The organism is Streptococcus castoreus DSM 17536 (assembly GCF_000425025.1).
In the GTDB taxonomy this organism is placed as follows: Bacteria; Bacillota; Bacilli; order Lactobacillales; family Streptococcaceae; genus Streptococcus; species Streptococcus castoreus.
In genome coordinates this window covers 82,711-103,755 of sequence record NZ_AUKZ01000004.1, presented here as the reverse complement: position 1 = coordinate 103,755, position 21,045 = coordinate 82,711, and the positions used below count along the sequence as shown (strand labels likewise).

15 protein-coding genes are annotated in these 21,045 nt (G+C 39.0%); 14 read left to right on the top strand and 1 reads right to left on the bottom strand.

Annotated elements, in window-relative coordinates:
- Positions 1-6 precede the first annotated feature (6 nt).
- The 14 genes from atpA to rpsU all read left to right on the top strand — a co-directional run bounded on the left by atpA (position 7) and on the right by rpsU (position 20,353).
- The gene (gene atpA / locus H346_RS0101325; RefSeq protein ID WP_027969488.1) at positions 7-1,512 is read left to right on the top strand and encodes a F0F1 ATP synthase subunit alpha; all 1,506 of its coding nucleotides are present in this window, start codon (positions 7-9) and stop codon (positions 1,510-1,512) included.
- A gap of 19 nt (positions 1,513-1,531) precedes the next feature.
- The gene (locus H346_RS0101320; RefSeq protein ID WP_027969487.1) at positions 1,532-2,407 is read left to right on the top strand and encodes a F0F1 ATP synthase subunit gamma; all 876 of its coding nucleotides are present in this window, start codon (positions 1,532-1,534) and stop codon (positions 2,405-2,407) included.
- Positions 2,408-2,561: 154 nt separating this feature from the next.
- Positions 2,562-3,968: a F0F1 ATP synthase subunit beta gene (gene atpD, locus H346_RS0101315; protein ID WP_027969486.1), complete on the top strand. Its 1,407-nt coding sequence runs from the start codon at positions 2,562-2,564 to the stop codon at positions 3,966-3,968.
- Positions 3,969-3,980: 12 nt separating this feature from the next.
- Positions 3,981-4,397, top strand: a complete 417-nt coding sequence (locus tag H346_RS0101310) for a F0F1 ATP synthase subunit epsilon (protein ID WP_027969485.1) — start codon at positions 3,981-3,983, stop codon at positions 4,395-4,397.
- 285 nt (positions 4,398-4,682) lie between these two features.
- Entirely contained in the window at positions 4,683-4,919 is a 237-nt protein-coding gene (locus tag H346_RS0101305; RefSeq protein WP_027969484.1) for a DUF1146 family protein, read from the top strand.
- A gap of 64 nt (positions 4,920-4,983) precedes the next feature.
- The gene (gene murA / locus H346_RS0101300; protein ID WP_027969483.1) at positions 4,984-6,255 is read left to right on the top strand and encodes a UDP-N-acetylglucosamine 1-carboxyvinyltransferase; all 1,272 of its coding nucleotides are present in this window, start codon (positions 4,984-4,986) and stop codon (positions 6,253-6,255) included.
- Between the two features lie 3 nt (positions 6,256-6,258).
- A complete protein-coding gene (locus H346_RS0101295; protein ID WP_027969482.1) occupies positions 6,259-6,447 on the top strand; it encodes a DNA-directed RNA polymerase subunit beta in 189 nt (62 codons plus the stop codon).
- A gap of 537 nt (positions 6,448-6,984) precedes the next feature.
- Positions 6,985-8,028, top strand: a complete 1,044-nt coding sequence (pheS, locus tag H346_RS0101290) for a phenylalanine--tRNA ligase subunit alpha (protein WP_027969481.1) — start codon at positions 6,985-6,987, stop codon at positions 8,026-8,028.
- A 320-nt stretch (positions 8,029-8,348) separates the two neighbouring features.
- Positions 8,349-10,754, top strand: a complete 2,406-nt coding sequence (gene pheT, locus H346_RS0101280; protein ID WP_027969479.1) for a phenylalanine--tRNA ligase subunit beta — start codon at positions 8,349-8,351, stop codon at positions 10,752-10,754.
- 258 nt (positions 10,755-11,012) lie between these two features.
- On the top strand, positions 11,013-14,237 hold the full coding sequence (rexB, locus tag H346_RS0101275) for an ATP-dependent nuclease subunit B (protein ID WP_027969478.1): 3,225 nt from the start codon (positions 11,013-11,015) through the stop codon (positions 14,235-14,237).
- Positions 14,237-17,863 (top strand): helicase-exonuclease AddAB subunit AddA, encoded by a 3,627-nt coding sequence (addA, locus tag H346_RS0101270; RefSeq protein ID WP_037562441.1) that lies wholly within the window; start codon positions 14,237-14,239, stop codon positions 17,861-17,863. Before rexB ends, addA begins: the two co-directional genes overlap by 1 nt.
- A gap of 167 nt (positions 17,864-18,030) precedes the next feature.
- Positions 18,031-19,146 (top strand): aminotransferase, encoded by a 1,116-nt coding sequence (locus tag H346_RS0101265; protein ID WP_027969476.1) that lies wholly within the window; start codon positions 18,031-18,033, stop codon positions 19,144-19,146.
- Between the two features lie 67 nt (positions 19,147-19,213).
- The gene (locus H346_RS0101260; protein WP_027969475.1) at positions 19,214-20,026 is read left to right on the top strand and encodes a transporter substrate-binding domain-containing protein; all 813 of its coding nucleotides are present in this window, start codon (positions 19,214-19,216) and stop codon (positions 20,024-20,026) included.
- 150 nt (positions 20,027-20,176) lie between these two features.
- Positions 20,177-20,353 (top strand): 30S ribosomal protein S21, encoded by a 177-nt coding sequence (rpsU, locus tag H346_RS0101255; protein WP_000048058.1) that lies wholly within the window; start codon positions 20,177-20,179, stop codon positions 20,351-20,353.
- Between the two features lie 211 nt (positions 20,354-20,564).
- On the opposite strand, the gene mscL is transcribed toward rpsU, so the two are convergent.
- Complete coding sequence (gene mscL, locus H346_RS0101250; protein ID WP_027969474.1) at positions 20,565-20,939, bottom strand: large conductance mechanosensitive channel protein MscL; 375 nt, start codon at positions 20,937-20,939, stop codon at positions 20,565-20,567.
- Positions 20,940-21,045: the final 106 nt, after the last annotated feature.

Below are 21,045 nucleotides of genomic sequence, written 5' to 3'. Positions count from 1 at the left end.
TGACTTTTGGCAATTAATGCACAAGAAATTAGCGCTTTAATTAAAAAGCAAATTGAGAACTTCCAGCCAAATTTCGATGTCACAGAAACTGGAATTGTTACCTATATTGGTGACGGTATTGCCCGTGCCCGTGGATTAGATAATGCCATGAGTGGTGAACTTCTTGAATTTGAAAATGGTGCCTTCGGTATGGCTCAAAACCTTGAGTCAAACGATGTAGGTATCATTATTCTTGGGGATTTTTCAACGATCCGTGAAGGAGATGTGGTTAAGCGTACCGGTAAAATTATGGAAGTACCAGTTGGTGAAGCTCTCATTGGACGTGTGGTAAATCCACTCGGACAACCAGTTGATGGCTTGGGAGATATTGAGACAACTGGTTTTAGACCTGTTGAAACGCCAGCTCCTGGAGTGATGCAACGTAAATCCGTGTCTGAACCATTGCAAACTGGATTAAAAGCTATTGATGCTCTTGTTCCAATCGGTCGTGGACAACGGGAGTTGATTATTGGTGACCGTCAAACGGGTAAAACCTCTGTTGCTATTGATGCTATCTTGAACCAAAAAGGTCAAGACATGATTTGTATTTATGTGGCTATTGGGCAAAAAGAATCAACCGTCCGTACACAGGTCGAAACCCTTCGCCGTTATGGTGCTTTAGATTATACAATAGTTGTGACAGCATCAGCCTCGCAGCCATCGCCGTTACTTTATATTGCTCCTTACGCAGGTGTTGCTATGGCAGAAGAGTTTATGTACCATGGCAAGCACGTTTTGATTGTTTATGATGATTTATCAAAACAGGCGGTAGCTTACCGTGAATTGTCACTATTGCTTCGTCGTCCACCAGGTCGTGAAGCTTACCCAGGGGATGTTTTCTATTTGCATAGCCGTCTTTTAGAGCGTTCAGCCAAAGTTTCAGATGATTTAGGCGGCGGCTCAATCACAGCTCTGCCATTTATTGAAACGCAAGCAGGAGATATTTCTGCTTATATTGCAACTAATGTGATTTCTATTACAGATGGGCAAATCTTCTTGCAAGAAAACCTCTTTAACTCAGGGATTCGTCCAGCGATTGATGCAGGTTCATCTGTGTCGCGTGTTGGTGGCTCTGCCCAAATTAAAGCCATGAAAAAAGTTGCGGGTACCCTTCGTTTGGATTTAGCTTCTTATCGTGAGTTGGAGGCTTTCACTCAATTTGGTTCAGATCTTGATGCTGCAACGCAAGCTAAATTGAATCGTGGGCGCCGTACGGTTGAAATTTTAAAACAACCATTGCATAAGCCATTACCTGTTGAAAAACAAGTGGTTATTCTGTATGCTCTGACCCATGGTTTCTTGGATGATGTTCCAGTAGATGATATTTTGGCATTTGAAGAAGCGCTTTATGACTACTTTGATGTTCATTATAATCACTTATTTGAAATAATCCGTGCAACCAAAGACCTCCCTGAAGAAGCTGACCTTGATGCGGCTATTAAAGCTTTCAAAGATCAATCAAATTTTAAATAGATAGAGGGAGGATGCTAGTATGGCAGGATCTCTAAGTGAAATTAAAGCCAAAATTATTTCAACTGAGAAAACAAGTAAAATCACTAGTGCCATGCGTATGGTTTCTTCTGCAAAACTGGTGAAATCAGAGCAAGCGGCTCGTGATTTTCAAAGTTATGCCTCAAAAATTCGTCAAATTACAACCGACCTTTTAAAATCAGATTTGACTACAGGTTCTGATAACCCGATGTTAGCTTCTCGTCCTGTCAAAAAAACAGGTTATATTGTGATCACATCTGATAAAGGTCTTGTTGGTGGTTATAATTCAAAAATTTTAAAAGCAATTATGGAAATGATTGTGGAATACCACGCTAACGGTGATTATGAAATCATTTCGATTGGCAGTGTGGGTTCAGACTTCTTCAAAGCAAGAGGGATGAATGTGGCTTTTGAACTTCGTGGTCTTGCAGATCAACCGAGTTTTGAGCAAGTGCGAAAAATCATTTCACAATCAGTGGGTATGTTTGTCAATGAGATTTTTGATGAATTGTATGTTTGTTATAATCATCATGTAAACAGCTTGACCAGTCAGGTGCGTGTTCAGCAAATGTTGCCAATTTCTGACTTGGTTGCTGATGAAGCAGCAGAAGAAGGTGTTACTGGTTTTGAATTGGAACCAAATCGTCATGATATTTTAGACCAATTGTTGCCTCAATTCACTGAAAGTTTAATTTACGGTGCCATTATTGATGCTAAGACTGCTGAACATGCAGCAGGAATGACTGCCATGCAGACAGCGACAGACAATGCTAAACATGTGATTAATGATTTAACCATTCAATACAACCGTGCTCGCCAAGCAGCGATTACTCAAGAAATTACAGAGATTGTTGCAGGAGCAAATGCACTCGAATAAGATTTTATTTTGAAATATTGTCAATTCTCAATTTTATCAATCAGGATAAAATGACCTGTGGGATTTATCGTGTGATGGCAGTCAAATGTCTCAAAGTTAGCTAACTGATTAGTTAATTTAATAAACCCCGCCTATCGAATATAAGGAGAAATAAATGAGCTCAGGCAAAATTGCTCAGGTTGTTGGTCCCGTAGTAGATGTTGTGTTTGCTAGTGGTGACAAACTTCCAGAGATTAATAATGCATTGATTGTTTATAAAGATAGTGATAAAAAGCAAAAGATCGTCCTTGAAGTTGCTCTTGAACTTGGTGACGGTATGGTGCGAACCATCGCTATGGAATCAACTGATGGGCTTACACGTGGATTAGAAGTTCTTGATACTGGGCGTGCGATTAGTGTGCCAGTAGGAAAAGAAACCTTGGGGCGTGTCTTTAATGTGCTTGGTGAAACCATTGATTTGGAGGAGCCATTTGCAGAAGATGTGGACCGTCAACCAATCCATAAAAAAGCCCCAGCATTTGATGAATTATCAACATCATCAGAAATTCTTGAAACTGGTATCAAGGTAATTGACTTACTTGCCCCTTACCTCAAAGGTGGTAAAGTTGGACTTTTTGGTGGTGCTGGAGTTGGTAAGACCGTTCTTATCCAAGAATTGATTCACAATATCGCTCAAGAACACGGAGGAATTTCAGTCTTTACCGGTGTCGGTGAGCGTACGCGTGAAGGAAATGACCTTTACTGGGAAATGAAAGAATCAGGTGTTATCGAAAAAACAGCCATGGTTTTTGGTCAAATGAATGAGCCTCCTGGAGCACGTATGCGTGTTGCCCTTACTGGTTTGACGATTGCCGAGTATTTCCGTGATGTGGAAGGTCAAGATGTGTTACTCTTTATTGATAATATCTTCCGTTTCACTCAAGCCGGTTCAGAAGTGTCAGCTCTCTTGGGGCGTATGCCTTCTGCCGTTGGTTATCAACCAACACTTGCTACTGAAATGGGACAATTGCAGGAACGCATTACCTCTACTCAAAAAGGTTCGGTTACTTCTATCCAAGCCATCTACGTGCCAGCCGATGATTATACTGATCCAGCGCCAGCAACGGCATTTGCTCATTTGGATTCGACAACCAACCTTGAACGTAAATTAACACAAATGGGGATTTACCCAGCAGTTGATCCATTGGCATCAAGTTCGCGTGCCCTGTCACCTGAAATTGTTGGTGAAGAGCATTATGCGGTGGCAACAGAGGTTCAACGTGTCCTTCAACGTTACCGTGAATTACAGGACATTATTGCTATTTTAGGCATGGATGAATTATCAGATGAAGAAAAAACATTGGTTGGACGTGCACGTCGCATCCAGTTCTTCCTATCGCAAAACTTCAACGTTGCTGAACAATTTACAGGTCTTCCTGGATCTTATGTGCCTGTTGCTGAAACCGTTCGTGGCTTTAAAGAAATTCTTGAAGGCAAGTATGATCATCTTCCAGAAGATGCCTTCCGTTCCGTTGGTCCAATTGAGGATGTGATTAAAAAAGCCGAAAAAATGGGCTTTTAGTGAGGTGATGCCATGACACAAATGACTGTTCAAGTGGTAACCCCAGATGGAATCAAATATGATCACCATGCCAAGTTTATTTCAGTAACAACCCCAGATGGAGAAATGGGGATTCTACCAAATCACATTAATCTGATTGCGCCTCTACAAGTTCATGAAATGAAAATTCGCCGTGTCGGTGAGGATGAGAAAGTGGACTGGATTGCTATCAATGGTGGTATTATTGAAATCAAAGATAATGTGGTTACCATTGTTGCCGATTCGGCAGAGCGTGACCGTGACATTGATGTCAGCCGGGCAGAACGAGCCAAACTAAGAGCAGAACGTGAAATTGCACAGGCTGAAACCACTCATGATATTGATGAAGTTCGTCGCGCTAAGGTTGCCTTACGTCGTGCCTTGAACCGGATCAACGTTGGTAAAAAATAAGACCACTAAAAAAGTAGGAGAAGGGGAACCAAGATCTGGTCAAACAGTTTTTTGGATCGTTCCCCCTCTTTTTTATAGCTAAAATAATAAGAGGGTAACTAACAAAACAAACCTAATGAGATGACGTTGCGTCTATTTAGATTTGTAGGAGCCCTCTTTTTGCTGTAGTTGTTTTGAATGATCGATAAAAGGCATGTTTTATAAGGGAGCTCGTAAAAGGAAGTAATTGTTGGTTGCTTTTGTTATCTATTTGGACTGCTTGCTGAGGTATGTTATAATAAGCCTATGGAATCAATTACAAAATTTATGAGTTTTTTATGCCATTTATTTTTTATTGGCTTGAGTTATCAATTATTATTTAGCTTATTTGATTGGACAAAACTAATTCGTAGTCGTCCAGAAAATGTCGGCAAGCTGCGCCTTTTTATCTTTTTATTGGCTATTGTCCTTGGTTATTTGGTTAGTCATTTCATGTTGGAAGTGATTCAGATTAGTCAGTCCCTCTTTTTTGAGTTTCGTTAAGACTTGAATAACGCAAGTATGGTATAATTTGACTACGATTATGAGAAATGAAATGGAGAACATTGTGGATAAAATAATCATTGAAGGTGGTCAAACACGGTTAGAAGGAGAAGTTGTTATCGAGGGAGCAAAAAATGCTGTTCTTCCTCTACTAGCAGCGACGATTTTACCTTCAAAAGGAAAAACAATTTTGAGAAATGTTCCTATTCTTTCCGATGTTTTCACTATGAATAATGTTGTACGTGGCTTGAATATCGCTGTTGACTTTGATGAATCAGCCAATGCTATTACGGTTGACGCTTCTGGTGATATTTTAGATGAAGCTCCTTATGAATACGTTAGTCAGATGCGTGCTTCTATCGTTGTTTTAGGACCCATTTTAGCACGTAATGGACATGCCAAAGTTTCAATGCCAGGTGGTTGTACTATTGGTAGTAGACCGATTGATTTGCATTTAAAAGGTTTAGAAGCCATGGGAGCTAAAATCACACAACAAGGTGGAGATATTACAGCACAGGCAGATCGTTTAAAGGGTGCTACGATTTACATGGATTTTCCGTCAGTTGGAGCTACGCAAAATCTATTGATGGCTGCAACGTTAGCTGACGGGGTCACTGTTATTGAAAATGCTGCTCGTGAACCTGAAATTGTTGATTTAGCCCAGTTATTAAATAAAATGGGGGCGAAAGTTCGTGGAGCTGGTACTGAAACCCTAACAGTTACCGGTGTGACGAGTCTACATGGTGTTGAGCATGATGTGGTGCAAGATCGTATCGAGGCAGGAACATTTATGGTTGCAGCTGCGATGACATCTGGAAATGTGTTAATCAAAGATGCTGTTTGGGAACATAATCGTCCCCTAATCTCAAAATTAATCGAAATGGGCGTTTCTGTTACTGAAGAAGGGACCGGTATTCGTGTGCAGGCTGATACGGCAAACTTAAAACCAGTAACTGTTAAGACCTTACCTCATCCGGGATTCCCAACAGACATGCAAGCACAATTCACTGCTCTCATGGCAACGGTTAAAGGAGAATCAACGATGGTGGAAACTGTCTTTGAGAATCGTTTCCAGCATTTAGAGGAGATGCGACGGATGGGTTTACAATCTGAAATTCTTCGTGATACTGCCATGATTCATGGAGGCAAGGAATTGCAAGGTGCTCCTGTCATGTCAACAGATCTTCGTGCTAGTGCTGCTCTTATTCTAACAGGAATGGTTGCTAAAGGGACAACAATAGTTAATAAATTGTCTCATTTAGACCGTGGCTATTATCAATTCCACGACAAGCTTGCTAAGCTAGGTGCTACGATTCGTCGTGTTAGTGAGGATTAGCTGATGACAAGTGGTTTGAGATATGTTTTGAGACAGCTATCGCTTATTTTTGCTGTCGCCTTCTTAGCTTGTTTGTTCTTAGCCATAGGTTTAATGATTGGCTATCGTTTTATGGGAGATGGTGATAATGCTTTGTCTATCTTGTCCATCGATAAATGGACAGAGCTCATTAATAAATTCACTGGACAGTAGATTTGGTCTGTTTTAGGGCTTAGATCAAGTTATTGGATAAGTGGGGGAGTCTGTTAATACTAAAATAGGTAAAGACTTTTAAGTTATTAGTATTGATTTTGGATTTTAGTGATTTGATTGTAAGGAATCGTTTCTACAAGCGATTTGCCAGATGGTGGTATTGAGGCTCGCTGTGGTCATTTAAAATTGACTCGTGTTGTTTCAATCTTCAAATAAGGCTAGTGGCTGATTATCAATTTAATGCCTATTCATTCTAAAAAGTCAATGATTTAGCATTGTCACTAAGAGTTTTTTTTGATAGAATAAAGCTAATTGAATAAGAGTCTGTGAGACCAGTACTAATATGGAAGTTAATAGGGACTGGAGGCCTTGACTGGAAGCCTTCTGAATGAAAGTATTAGGAATTCACTCAGGGAAAGGCTGCTAATTAAGGTCTGATACAATCAGATAAAAACGGATGGTACCGCGTGTCAACGCTCCGCTCATAAGGTGGAGTGGTGGTGCGCTTTTTTTATTGCTAATAAAGAAAGGAAACTAATGGATTTACAAGCACAGTTAGAAGAATTAAAAACAAAAACTCAGGAGACCTTAAAGACATTAAACGGCAACCATGGCAAAGAATTACAAGACTTGCGTGTTGCTATTCTTGGGAAAAAAGGTTCCTTAACAGAGTTGTTGAAAGGGTTAAAAGACCTGTCAAATGAGTTGCGTCCAGTTGTTGGTAAACAGGTTAATGAGGTGCGCGATCTTTTAACAAAAGCCTTTGAAGAGCAAGCTAAGATCGTGGAAGCTGCTAAAATTCAAGCACAACTTGAAGCTGAAAGTATTGATGTCACTTTACCAGGTCGTCAGATAGCACTTGGTCACCGTCATGTTTTGACTCAAACGAGTGAGGAAATTGAAGATATTTTCTTGGGCATGGGCTTTCAGATTGTTGACGGGTTTGAAGTTGAAAAAGATTATTATAATTTTGAACGGATGAATCTGCCAAAAGACCATCCAGCTAGAGATATGCAAGATACTTTTTACATCACAGATGATATTTTACTTCGGACGCATACAAGTCCTGTGCAAGCCCGCACACTGGATCAACATGATTTTTCAAAGGGACCTCTCAAAATGATTTCTCCGGGGCGTGTTTTCCGTCGGGATACAGATGACGCAACTCACTCTCATCAATTTCATCAAATCGAAGGTCTGGTTGTGGGGGAAAACATTTCTATGGGTGACCTTAAAGGAACTCTTGAAATGATTATTAAGAAAATGTTTGGTGAAGATCGTAGCATTCGTTTACGTCCATCTTATTTCCCATTTACAGAGCCGTCCGTTGAAGTGGATGTTTCTTGCTTCAAATGTGGTGGCAAGGGCTGTAATGTTTGCAAGAAAACAGGCTGGATTGAAATTCTTGGTGCTGGTATGGTGCATCCACGGGTTTTAGAAATGTCGGGTGTTGATTCTGACATTTATTCAGGCTTCGCTTTTGGTCTAGGTCAAGAACGTATTGCCATGTTACGTTATGGTATCAATGATATTCGTGGTTTCTATCAAGGAGATTGCCGTTTCTCTGAACAATTTAAATAAGGCGCAACTCAGTTATCGGTAGCTTAAAAAATTTTTCCATCAGCTTAATCAGGTATGGACATACAATCGAAAGGTCACAGAGTTGGCTTTGAGAAGCTTTCTGAGCAAGCATCTTGCCGAAGATGATGGGTTGGCTGATGACGAAAATGTTGGTTTTTTAAAGAGCAATTATCGTATGGAAAGAAAGTCTCTCTTAATGGAGGAGATAGGCTGTTATTTTTTGTTTACGATTAAAAAAATAGGAAAGGAATTGAACCAAACCAAGACTAGTCTAAATGTCATAGTTTTTCTACGAAGTTTGAGGTTTGGTCTCTAAGATTATGTTAGTATCTTATAAATGGTTAAAAGAATTAGTAGATATCAATGTGACACCGGCTGAATTAGCTGAGAAAATGTCGACAACAGGTATCGAAGTAGAAAGTGTGGTGACACCTGCTACTGGGTTGTCAAAATTAGTTGTAGGTCACGTGGTTTCTTGTGAAGATGTGCCAGAAACACATTTGCATCTGTGTCAAGTGGATACGGGTGATGAGCAACTTCGTCAGATTGTTTGTGGTGCCCCAAATGTGACAGCTGGTATTAAAGTTATCGTGGCAGTACCGGGTGCCCGCATTGCCGATAATTATAAAATCAAAAAAGGAAAGATTCGTGGTATGGAATCGCTTGGGATGATTTGTTCCTTGCAAGAATTGGGGTTGCCAGATGCTATTATTCCAAAAGAATTTTCAGATGGGATTCAAATCTTGCCAGAGGAGGCTGTGCCAGGTGATGCGATTTTTAAATACCTTGACCTAGATGATGACATTATTGAATTGTCTATTACACCAAATCGTGCCGATGCACTTTCCATGCGTGGTGTGGCTCATGAAGTAGCGGCTATTTATGGCAAGTCAGTGACATTCCCTGAAAAAATGTTGCTAGAATCTGATAAGGCGACTTCAGAAGTTATTGATGTGGCAATTGTATCAGATAAAGTCTTGGCTTATGCTAGTCGTGTGGTTGAAAATGTGACGGTTAAACCAAGTCCTCAATGGTTGCAGAACCTTTTGATGAATGCTGGTATTCGCCCTATTAATAATGTGGTTGATGTGACTAATTATGTGCTATTATATTTTGGTCAACCGATGCATGCATTTGATTATGACAAATTTGAAAACCATCATATCCTTGCACGTGCTGCTCGTCAAGGAGAAAAGCTTATCACACTTGATGGGGAAGAACGTGAGTTGACTGTTGAGGACCTTGTGATAACGGTGGCAGATAAGCCTGTTGCTTTAGCTGGTGTGATGGGAGGACAGTCGACTGAAATTGATGCATCTTCAAAAAATGTTGTTCTTGAGGCAGCTGTCTTTGATGGCAAGTCTATTCGTAAGACTAGTGGACGTCTTAACCTTCGTTCAGAATCGTCTTCACGTTTTGAAAAAGGGGTTAACTATGCAACTGTTTTAGAAGCTTTAGATTTTGCAGCAGCGATGCTACAAGAGTTGGCAGGTGGGCAAGTCTTGTCTGGTCGTGTACAAGCTGGTCAACTTCCAACAGAGCCTGTTGAGGTGGCGACTAGTCTTGATTATGTTAATGTGCGTTTAGGAACAGACTTAACTTTTGCAGATATTATCACTATTTTTGATAAACTTGGCTTTGAAGTAACAGGAAATGCAGCTTCCTTTACAGTAGCCATTCCTCGTCGGCGTTGGGACATTACGATTCAAGCTGACCTGGTTGAAGAAATTGCTCGTATTTATGGTTACGATAAGTTACCAACGACTCTACCAAAAGCGGGTGGTACGGCTGCAGAATTGACCCCAACTCAAGCCCTTCGTCGTAGAGTACGTGGTCTTGCTGAAGGATTGGGCTTAACGGAGATAATTTCCTATGCGTTAACGACACCAGAAAAGGCTCTTGAGTTTGCTGTTAACCCAAGCAATCTTACAGAACTCATGTGGCCAATGACAGTTGAGCGCTCAGTGCTTCGTCAAAATATGATTTCAGGTATGCTTGACACAATTGCTTATAATATCGCTCGTAAGCAAACCAATTTAGCACTTTACGAAATTGGAAAAGTCTTTGAACAAGAAAGCAATCCCAAAGTCATTCTTCCAACTGAAAAGGATCACTTTGCCTTGGCTATTTCTGGTTTAGTGAGCCAAAAAGATTTTCAAACCCAAGCACAGACAGTTGATTTTTACCATGCTAAAGGAATCTTAGATGTTCTTTTTGACAACCTTGGTGTGAATGTTCAGTATGTGCCAACGAAAGAATTAGCAAGTATGCATCCGGGTCGTACAGCACTTCTTATCTTGGATGAAAAGGTTATTGGTTTTGTCGGGCAAGTACATCCAAGGACGGCTAAAGATTATCATATCCCAGAGACCTATGTGGCTGAGTTGGATATGACTATGTTAGAAGCTGCCTTACCTGTCAGTCAAACTTTTATGGAAATCACTAAATTCCCTGCCATGACACGTGATATTGCCTTGTTAGTTGATCTTGAAATAAGCCATCAAGCTATTGTTTCCGCTGTTGAATCAGTTGGTGTGAAATCGTTGACAAACATTAAACTTTTTGACATTTATACGGGTGCAACGATTCAACCAGATCAAAAATCCATGGCTTATAGCCTAACGTTCCAAAATCCTAATGACAATTTAACGGACGAAGAAGTGACAAAATACATGGAAAAAATAACAAAAGCTTTGAAAGAACAAGTTGACGCAGAAGTGAGATAAGAAAAAGAAACATTTGCTATGAATGGTAGTGGATAGCAAAATGTTCGGCTTTGGAGAAAACCACATCGGTTTTCTCTTTCTTTTTGTTCAACTTGAGGAGTTGTCAAATGAACTGTCATTCAATCTCTTGTGTCGAGTTAAAATCCTTTTTATCGCTTAAAATGGCTATTTCTTGTTCCTTATGATTAGAAATAGGAAAAGAGATAGGGATTTGCTATAATATAAAAAAGAAGAATCAGCTCTAAGCAAAGGAGTCCTATGAAACTGATTTATACAGATGTCATCTATTCAATGACTGAAATTTTGGTCAAAGAAGCAAAGCAGGCTGCTGATAAGGGCTATCGTGTTTTTTATATTGCCCCCAACTCATTATCCTTTGAAAAGGAAAGAGAGGTTTTGACATTATTGCCAGAGCAGGGGTCTTTTTCAATAACCGTCACGCGCTTTGCCCAAATGGCAAGGTATTTTACACTTGCAATCCCTAATAATAAGCGTACCTTGGATGATACCGCTTTAGCCATGATTTTTTACCGTGCCTTAATGCAGATCAATTCTGATGATTTAAAGGTTTACGGTCGTCTGCAAAATGATCATGCCTTTATCAAACAGCTAGTTGATTTATATAAAGAATTACAAACGGCTCATTTAAGCGTTTATGACTTAGAAGGATTAGATAAGCCGGAAAAACAAGAGGATCTTATCAAGATTATGGGACTTGCTGAGACTATTATGGCTCAACAGGATTATCACCAGGACAGTCCGTTAATGTCATTTGCTAAGGCTGTTGAGACAGCCACTTTAGATGATCAACTCGCAAAAACAGTGCTTATTATTGATGGTTTTTCTCGGTTTTCAGCTGAAGAAGATTTTTTGTTATCCTTGTTACATGATAAATGCCAAGAGATTATCATTGGCAGTTACATTAGTCAGAAGGCTTACAAAAAGTCGTTTATTAAAGGCAATATTTATGAAGCAAGTATTCAGTTTTTGCAAAATTTAGCACAAATGTATCAGACGAAACCGATTTTTGTCATGTCTGAACAGACTTTTGAACCAACTTTTTCAAGAGTGACACAACTCTTTGAAGCCAATCATGACTTTTCACAGTTGGATTGGCGGCTGCAAGATGAGGATTATAGTCGGCTAAACATTTGGCAAAGTCATCAGCAAAAAGAAGAAATTGAGCATGTTGCCAAGGCTATTCGCGAAAAATTATATGAAGGTTATCGTTATAAGGATATATTAGTGCTTTTAGGCGACGTGGAGGCCTATCATTTACAAATTGGACCGATTTTTGATAAATTTGATATTCCTTATTACCTTGGAAAAGCAGAGCCTATGATAGCCCATCCGCTAGTTCAATTTATTGACTCTCTTGAGCGAAGCTACCGTTACAACTGGCGTCGTGAGGACATCTTAAATCTTTTAAAATCAGGTCTTTTTGGCTCTTTTGATGATAGTGATGTGGACCAATTTGAAGAATACCTTCAGTTTGCAGACATTAAAGGACTTACAAAATTTTCAAGAATTTTTACGATTAATTCCTCACGCCATTATTCCCTTCATTGGCTAAATGATATGAGACAAGCGGTATATAAACCTTTACAGAAACTGTTTAAGAGCCAAAAACAGTTAGGTGCATCCCTTTTAGACAAATTAATCATGTTTTTTAAGGCGATCCAACTGTCTGACAATATGCGGGCACTTGGACAAAGCCCATTAGAAATTGAAAAAAATGAGGAAGTTTGGAAAACCTTTACGGGTATTTTAGACTCTTTCTACCAGATTTTTGGACAGGAAAAACTAAACTTAGCAGATTGTTTGGCTCTGCTTAAAATGGGAATGCAAACGGCTCATTATCGGATTGTTCCAGCTACTTTAGATGTGGTATCTGTTAAATCTTATGATCTAGTGCAGCCCCATTCTAAACCTTTTGTTTATGCTATTGGTTTGACTCGGTCTCATTTTCCTAAACAGGTGAAAAATACCAGCCTGATTTCAGACCAAGAACGGGCTAAAATCAATGAAAGCACCGCAAATTATCAGTATTTTGAGATGGTAAGTGCTGAAAATAGTAAGAAAAGCCATCAAACAGCCCTCTCTCTTTTTAATGCAGCGACTAAAGAATTAGTTCTGAGTCAACCAAGTCTCTTAAATGAGGTATCAGATGACTTGTCTCCTTATATTAAGGAATTAATGGCATTTGGTATTCCAATGGTTGATAAAGGGAAAAATCACCTCTCTTATTCTGCCAGTGACGTTGGTCATTACAAATCACTTTTATCCCGCTTGATTGACATTAATCGTCAAGAGATTAATGCCGAAATGACTGATCAGGATCGAACATTTTGGACAGTTGCTCTACGTTATCTAAGGCGGCGATTAAAAGATAAGCAGCTGACGTTTCCAAATATGGGTAATCATTTGCAAACCAAGCCTTTGGCACCACAAGTCATTGACGTTTATTTCCCAAGTGATTGTCCCATAAGATTATCATCATCTGCTTTAACCGTTTTTTACAATAATCAGTACAAGTTTTTTTTACAGTATGTTTTAGGTTTACGAGAAGCCGAATCAATTCACCCAGACGCTCGTATTCATGGGCAATATTTACATCGGGTTTTTGAGCGGGTGATGAAAAATCAGACCGAAGACTCTTTTGACCACAAGCTAGCCGAAGCAATTGAAAAAACCAATCATGAAAAGTATTTCCAGCAAGTTTATCAAGACAATGCTGAAGGGAAATACAGTTTGGAATTATTAGAGGACATTGCTAAGTCAACAGCTAGTATTCTTCGACTGAACCAAGGACTAACTGTCGTGAGCCAAGAAGAAACATTTGAATTGCATTTAACTGATCAAGTGACAGTAAATGGGATTATTGACCGTGTTGATCAGTTAAACAACGGCAGTTTGGGTATTGTTGATTATAAATCGAGTGCCAATCAGTTTGATATTGGTAAGTTTTACAATGGTTTAAGCCCTCAGCTAGTTACTTATCTGGCAGCTTTACAGAGTAAATTTGCTCAAGAAGATTTGAGTCATTTGTTTGGTGCGATGTACCTGCATTTGCAAGACCCTAAATTGGAGTTGTCAACGTTTAAAGCAGTTGATAGTAAATTAGTTGAAAGGATTTATAAAGAGTTAACCTATAAAGGAATCTTTTTAGAAAGTGAAAAGGAACACCTGTCAAATGGTGCTTACCAAACGAAAAATGCCCTTTATTCTACAGAGGATATAAAAACCCTATTGGCATATAATGAGCAACTCTATTTGGAAGCGGCAGAGCATATTAAAAAGGGGCATTTTCTTATTAACCCTTATACCAGTGATGGGAAATCTGTTCAGGGAGATCAATTAAAAGCTATTACGCGTTTTGAAGCAGACCTTGATTTAGGTCAGGCAAGGCGTTTACTGAGTTTACCTGCTCCCAAAAAGAGAGAAACCTTTTTAGCCCTAATGAGAAAGGAGAAACCATTCTGATGGCATTTGAACCCTTTTTAACTCCTGAAGCAATTGAACAGCTAAAAGAAGCAGAGCGTTTAGCTAGTCATTCTCAAAAAAGAACCCCGCAACAAATTGATGCCATTTATAGTAGCGGGCAAAATATTCTTGTATCAGCTTCTGCTGGGTCAGGAAAAACATTTGTGATGGTCGAACGTATCTTAGATAAAATTCTAAGAGGAATTTCTGTTGATAGACTCTTTATTTCAACCTTTACGGTTAAAGCGGCAACTGAGTTGCGTGAACGGCTTGAAAAAAAGCTTTATACACAACTTGCTCAAACTACAGATCATAAATTAAAAGCTTATCTAACAGATCAGTTGCAATCCCTTTCTCAGGCAGATATTGGCACTATGGATGCCTTTGCCCAAAAAGTTCTTAATCAATATGGTTATCGTCTTGGGATTTCTCCTCAATTTCGTATCATGCAAGATAAGGCTGAGCAAGACATTTTAAAGCATGAGATTTTCAGTCAACTCTTTACTGAGTTTATGACTCAAGAGGAAAACCAACTGTTTAAAGCCCTTGTCAAAAATTTCTCAGCTAATCGCAAGGACGCTAATGCTTTTAGAGAACTTGTTTACACGTGCTATTCCTTTAGTCAATCCACAGAAGATCCTGAGTTTTGGCTACAAGAAACCTTTCTAAGGGCGGCTAAAAGTTATAAGAGTTTTGACGATATTCCAGATCAAGAAATTGCGCTTTTACTTTCTTGTATGCAAAACACAGCTGATCAATTAAGAGACTTAACCGATATGGAAGAATATGGTCAGCTAACGAAGGCAGGAAAACCAGCAGCAAAATACGTTAAACACTTAAAGATGATTGAGAACCTCTATGAGTGGTCACGTGAGTTTCATCGGCTTTATGGGAAAGCGAAGCTGAGTCAATTAGCTCAAGATATAACAGCGATGCTTCCTTCTGGAAATCATATCATCGTTGCTGGTAAAAAATACCCGGTTTTTAAAAGCTTACATCAAAAATTAACAGGTTTCAGGCATCTGGAAACCATTTTGCACTACCAAGCAGAGAGCCTTCCCATATTGGAAGTTTTACAACGTTTTGTGATTGCTTTTTCAGAAGCCTATTTAATTGCTAAACGACAAGAAAGAACTTTTGAGTTTTCAGACATTGCTCACTTTGCTATTCGTATCTTGGAGGAAAATCCGGATATTAGGAGAGCCTATCAACAACAATATCATGAAGTAATGGTTGATGAATACCAAGATAATAATCATATGCAAGAACGCTTGTTGACGCTATTGTCAAATGGTCATAATCGTTTTATGGTAGGAGACATCAAACAGTCGATTTATCGTTTCCGACAGGCTGATCCTCAGATTTTCAATCAAAAGTTCAAGGATTATCAGCTGCATCCTGAACATGGAAAACTCATTTTGTTAAAAGAGAATTTCCGTAGTCAATCAGAAGTTTTGCAAGTCAGCAATGCTGTCTTTAGTCATTTGATGGACGAATCTTTGGGTGACATTTTATACGATGATCAGCATCGACTAGTAGCAGGGACTGTCTCACAGCGGATTGCTTATCCAGAACATCGGGCGCAGCTATTCCTTTACAACACTGATCGAAATGATGAAACCGATGCAACAGATAATGATGGTATTTCTCCAAGTGAAGTAAAAATTGTTGCTAAGGAGATTATCAAACTTCACAATGATAAAGGGGTGGCTTTTGAGGATATTACTCTTTTAGTCTCTTCTCGGACACGCAATGACGCTATTTTTCAAACCTTTAATCAGTATGGTATTCCACTTGTGGCTGATGGTGGACAGCAAAATTACCTTAAATCTGTAGAAGTTATGGTGATGCTTGATACCCTACGGACCATTAACAATCCAAGAAATGATTATGCTCTGGTTGCTCTGTTGCGCTCTCCGATGTTTGCCTTTGATGAAGATGAGCTAGCAAGGCTAGCCCTACAAAAAAGAAGTAAGTACTCAGACTGTTTATATGATAAGCTCCAGTGGGCTTTGGTTGGGAAGGGGGCTCACCCAGAATTGATTCATGAAGACCTGATGGCAAAACTAAGTGGCTTTATGGAAGAGTTAGCAGGTTGGCGTCGCTATGCTAAAATGAAATCTTTGTACGATTTGATTTGGAAAATCTTTAATGATCGTTTTTACTTTGATTTTGTAGCTAGTCAAGCCAAGGCCGAGCAAGCTCAAGCCAATCTATACGCTTTGGCGATTCGTGCCAATCAGTTTGAGCAATCGGGTTATAAAGGGTTATCGCGCTTTATTGGCATGATTGATAAGGTTTTAGAAACGCAAAATGACTTAGCAGATGTTGAGATGGTAAGTCCTAAGCAAGCCGTTAATTTGATGACGATTCATAAATCAAAAGGACTCGAATTTAAGTATGTGTTTATCTTGAATTGTGATAAACGTTTTTCAATGATTGATACCCATTCGCCCTTTATTCTTAATCGCCATCACGGAATTGGGATTAAATATATTGCAGATTTTAAAGAGCTACTTGACGAAGAGAAATTAACTTCTGTTAAAGTTAGCATAGAAACCTTGCCCTATCAAATGAATAAGCAGGAATTACGCCTAGCAACCCTATCTGAACAAATGCGTCTTTTATATGTTGCAATGACGCGTGCGCAAAAGAAGATTTATTTGGTTGGCAAAGCCAGTAAAGAAAAAAGTCAAGAGAATTTTGACGATAACTGTTCGGGTAACCAGCTACCTTTATCCCTTAGGGAACAGTTGATGAGCTTTCAAGATTGGCTTATAGCCATAGCATTTGCTTTTTCAAAAGAAGATCTTCATTTTGACCTGCATTTTGTTGAAGACAGTGACCTAAGTCCTGAGGCTATTGGTCAACTTAAGACTCCTGGTTTTCTGAGACCCGATGATCTCAAGGATAATCGTCAGTCAGAAACGATTACATGTGCCTTGGATATGTTGGAGAAAGTCGCAGAGTTGAATGCTAGCTATCAGGCAGCGATCAATCTACCAACAGTTCGAACACCTAGTCAGCTGAAAGCTTTATATGACCCGTTTTTAGATACAGATGGGATTGATGTCATTGAAAAAACTTATCAAAAAACAGCTCATTTCGATTTACCTAATTTTTCCAAACCAAAAAGAGTCAAAGCCAGTCAAGTAGGTTCAGCGCTTCATGAATTAATGCAAAAAATTCCTTTATCTGAAAAAGTTACTCCAATAACGATTGAACAGACCCTCCAAAAGATTGGTGCTGATGAAGCCGTCAAAGCAGCTATTGATTTGCAAAAGGTTCAATCTTTCTTTGAAACAACAGCCTTAGGTCAAGCCTTTCAGACTTACTCTAAAAATCTACATCGTGAGGCCCCTTTTGCCATTCTAAGAACAGATACGCTTAGCCAAGAACAGTACGTCGTTCGTGGGATTATTGACGCTTATCTTTTGTTTGAGGATCACATTGTTTTGGTGGATTATAAGACAGATAAGTATCAAAATCTGCTTGATTTAAAGGAACGCTATCAAAATCAATTGACTTTATACGCAGAGGCACTTAGCCAAGCCTATGGTATTCCGGTTACTGAAAAATACTTGGTACTAATGGGGGGTAAAGACTTACATATTGTTTGTGCTTAGTTTTAATATAATGATAAGAAACCGTTTCCGAGAAGTTTTTAACAATTTGTTAATCGTGTCTCAAACGGTATCCCCTTGTTTGATGTCTCTTTAAAAGCAAGCAAAAGGGTGATGTTTGTGTTTTTAGGCATCAGTGTAATAACGGTTTATGTAAGGGAGGAAGGTTTATGAAATTACCTGCTTTTGGTGTTGAAGAGTGGCTTAATCAACATGAAAAAGAAGCTAAATATGACATTGCAGGCTCATCAATTGCCTCATTGACTCTAGAAGAATTATTCACATTAACAGGAGAAAGCCCGCAAACCTTTTATCAAGTGTTAAATCAAAAACCTTTCGATTATGGTTGGATAGAAGGTTCACCAGCATTTAAAAAAGCAGTGGCTAGTCTTTATCACTATCAAGGGTCAGAAAATATTTTACAGACCAATGGCGCCACCGGTGCGAACTTTTCTGTCCTATATGCTTTGATCGAGCCGGGCGACCATGTGATTGCCCATTATCCCAGTTACCAGCAACTTTACGACATTCCACAATCGTTAGGAGCAACAGTTGATTATTGGTATACGAAAGAAGCCTTGAACTGGCTTCCAGACTTAGATGAACTAGAACAACTCATTCGTCCTAATACCAAAATAATTACTATCAATAATGCCAATAACCCGACTGGAGCTTATATGGATTGGGATTATTTAAACAGATTGGTTGCCATAGCTAAAGAACATAACCTCTATATTTTAAGCGACGAAGTTTATCATTCTTTTGCTTCTGACCGCTTGTTAGCCATTGCAGATCTCTATGCCAAGGGCATCTCCGTAAACAGCATGTCAAAGACATTTTCTCTCCCAGGAATCCGTGTTGGTTGGGTTGCAGCTTCTGAGGAAATCGTGGAACTTCTCAGATTGTATCGGGATTACACCATGATTTGTGCAGGTGTCTTTGACGACATGGTAGCTACACTAGCCTTAAAGCATGCCTCTAAACTATTGCAACGGAATCAAAGAATTCTAACTAGAAATTTAGCTATTCTAGACGATTGGATTCAACAAGAAGATAAGGCATCCTACATTAAGCCAAAGCAAGTATCAACAGCTTTTGTGAAATTAAAGATTGATGAAGCTATCGAACCCTTTGCGCTACATTTGTTGAAAGACTATGGTACTTTGGTTGTTCCGGGCAATCGTTTTGACCATGACAAGCACGTTCGGATTGGATATTGCTGCCAAACGAGTACCCTTCAAGCAGGATTATTAGCCTTATCAGAGTGTCTAAAAAATATTCAGTAAAGCATTGACCTTTGAATAATAATGCATTATAATGGACTACATTATTAATAAAAGGAATAAATATACCATGAACACTAAAAAATTACTTCTTAGCCTTTTAACAGTCACTCTTCTTTTAGTTTTAGCATCCTGTACCCATGCGAAGACCATTAATCAACAAGATAGCATCAAAAAAGCAGGAAAATTAGTTGTTGCAGTAAGTCCTGATTATGCCCCCTTTGAGTTTAAGGCATTGATCAATGGCAAAGACACAATTGTCGGAGCAGATGTTCAGCTAGCCCAAGCGATTGCAGATGAATTGGGTGTTAAGTTAGAGCTTTCCCCAATGAGCTTTGATAATGTCTTGTCTAGCCTTCAGACCGGCAAAGCAGATATGGCTATCTCTGGTCTATCTTATACAAAGGAAAGAGCTAAGGTATATGATTTTTCAACCCCATATTACGAAACGGAAAACGCTATTTTAATGAAAGCAGCTGACGCTAAATCAGCCAAAGACATCACTAGCTTAAATGGCAAAAAAGTAGCGACCCAAAAAGGTAGTATTGAGGAGGGGTTAGTCAAGGCACAATTGCCAAAAGCTAATCTTATCTCCCTAACTGCTATGGGAGAAGCCATTAATGAGTTAAAGTCAGGACAAGTTTATGCTGTTGACCTAGAAGCTCCTGTAGCAGCTGGTTTTCTAGCGCAAAACAAGGACTTAGCCTTAGCACCTTTTCATCTAAAAACAGGTGAAGGTGATGCTAAAGCTGTCGCTCTCCCAAAAGGAAGTGGCGCTTTAACAAAAACCGTCAATAAAGTGATTTCCAGATTGGTTAAAGAAGGGAAGTACAAGGAGTTTATTAAAGAGGCTGCCTCCTTAACAGGAAATGCAGTTGATTAAGGTTTAATGGATCTCTTTTTAACCAGAAAGTATAGGATATAATTGCATTTTAAAAAGAAAAACAGTGTTGGATGATTGACTTTTTTAGAAAAATAATGTATCCTAGCCTAGAACGTGAAAATGTTACAATATCTTGAGGAGGTGAAACACATGTCAAAAACAGTAGTGCGTAAAAATGAATCACTTGACGATGCTCTTCGTCGCTTCAAACGTTCTGTTACTAAAGCTGGTACTCTTCAAGAATCACGTAAACGTGAATTCTACGAAAAACCTTCTGTAAAACGTAAACGTAAATCAGAAGCAGCTCGCAAGCGTAAAAAATTCTAATAATAGTTTATAAAAGCAATCCTAATGACTTAGGGTTGCTTTTACTTTTATCTTTGATCAGTGGTTCAAATTGACAATAATTTTCATTCTGGTGATTGGAAAAATCAAGGAAACTATGATTTTTGTACCGTGCATCTTTGTAGCGAGATGGAGTGAAAGTCAGATAAAAAAACAGTTGAGATCATCCCAACTGTTTAAAAATACTAAAAGCTTATTTACTAGCTAATAAATCACGGATTTCAGCAAGCAATTCTTCTTGAGTAGGAGCTGCCACTTCCACAACTTCTTCCTCTTCTTTTTTAGGCATAGCCTTTTCAGCTGCCTTAACAACAAAGAAAAGACTGGTACCAATGATTAGGAAATTAATAACAGCACCTAGAAAACTGCCGTATTTAACACCGTTCCATGACAATTGAGCAATGCTTTCCACATTGGCTGCTTTCAAGGCTGGATTTAAAATAAGTGGTGTGATGATGTCGTTAACAAATGATGTCACGATGGCACCAAAGGCACCCCCGATAATGACGGCTACAGCTAGATCAATAATATTCCCTCTAAATAAAAATGCTTTCAATTCTTTAAGCATGAAAATTCCCCTTTTCTTATAATCTGACCTAATCATAACACAATTAACGCCTAAAATCCAATGGAATCACTCATGTTTTTAAATTTACAAAACAGGGTTTCAATGG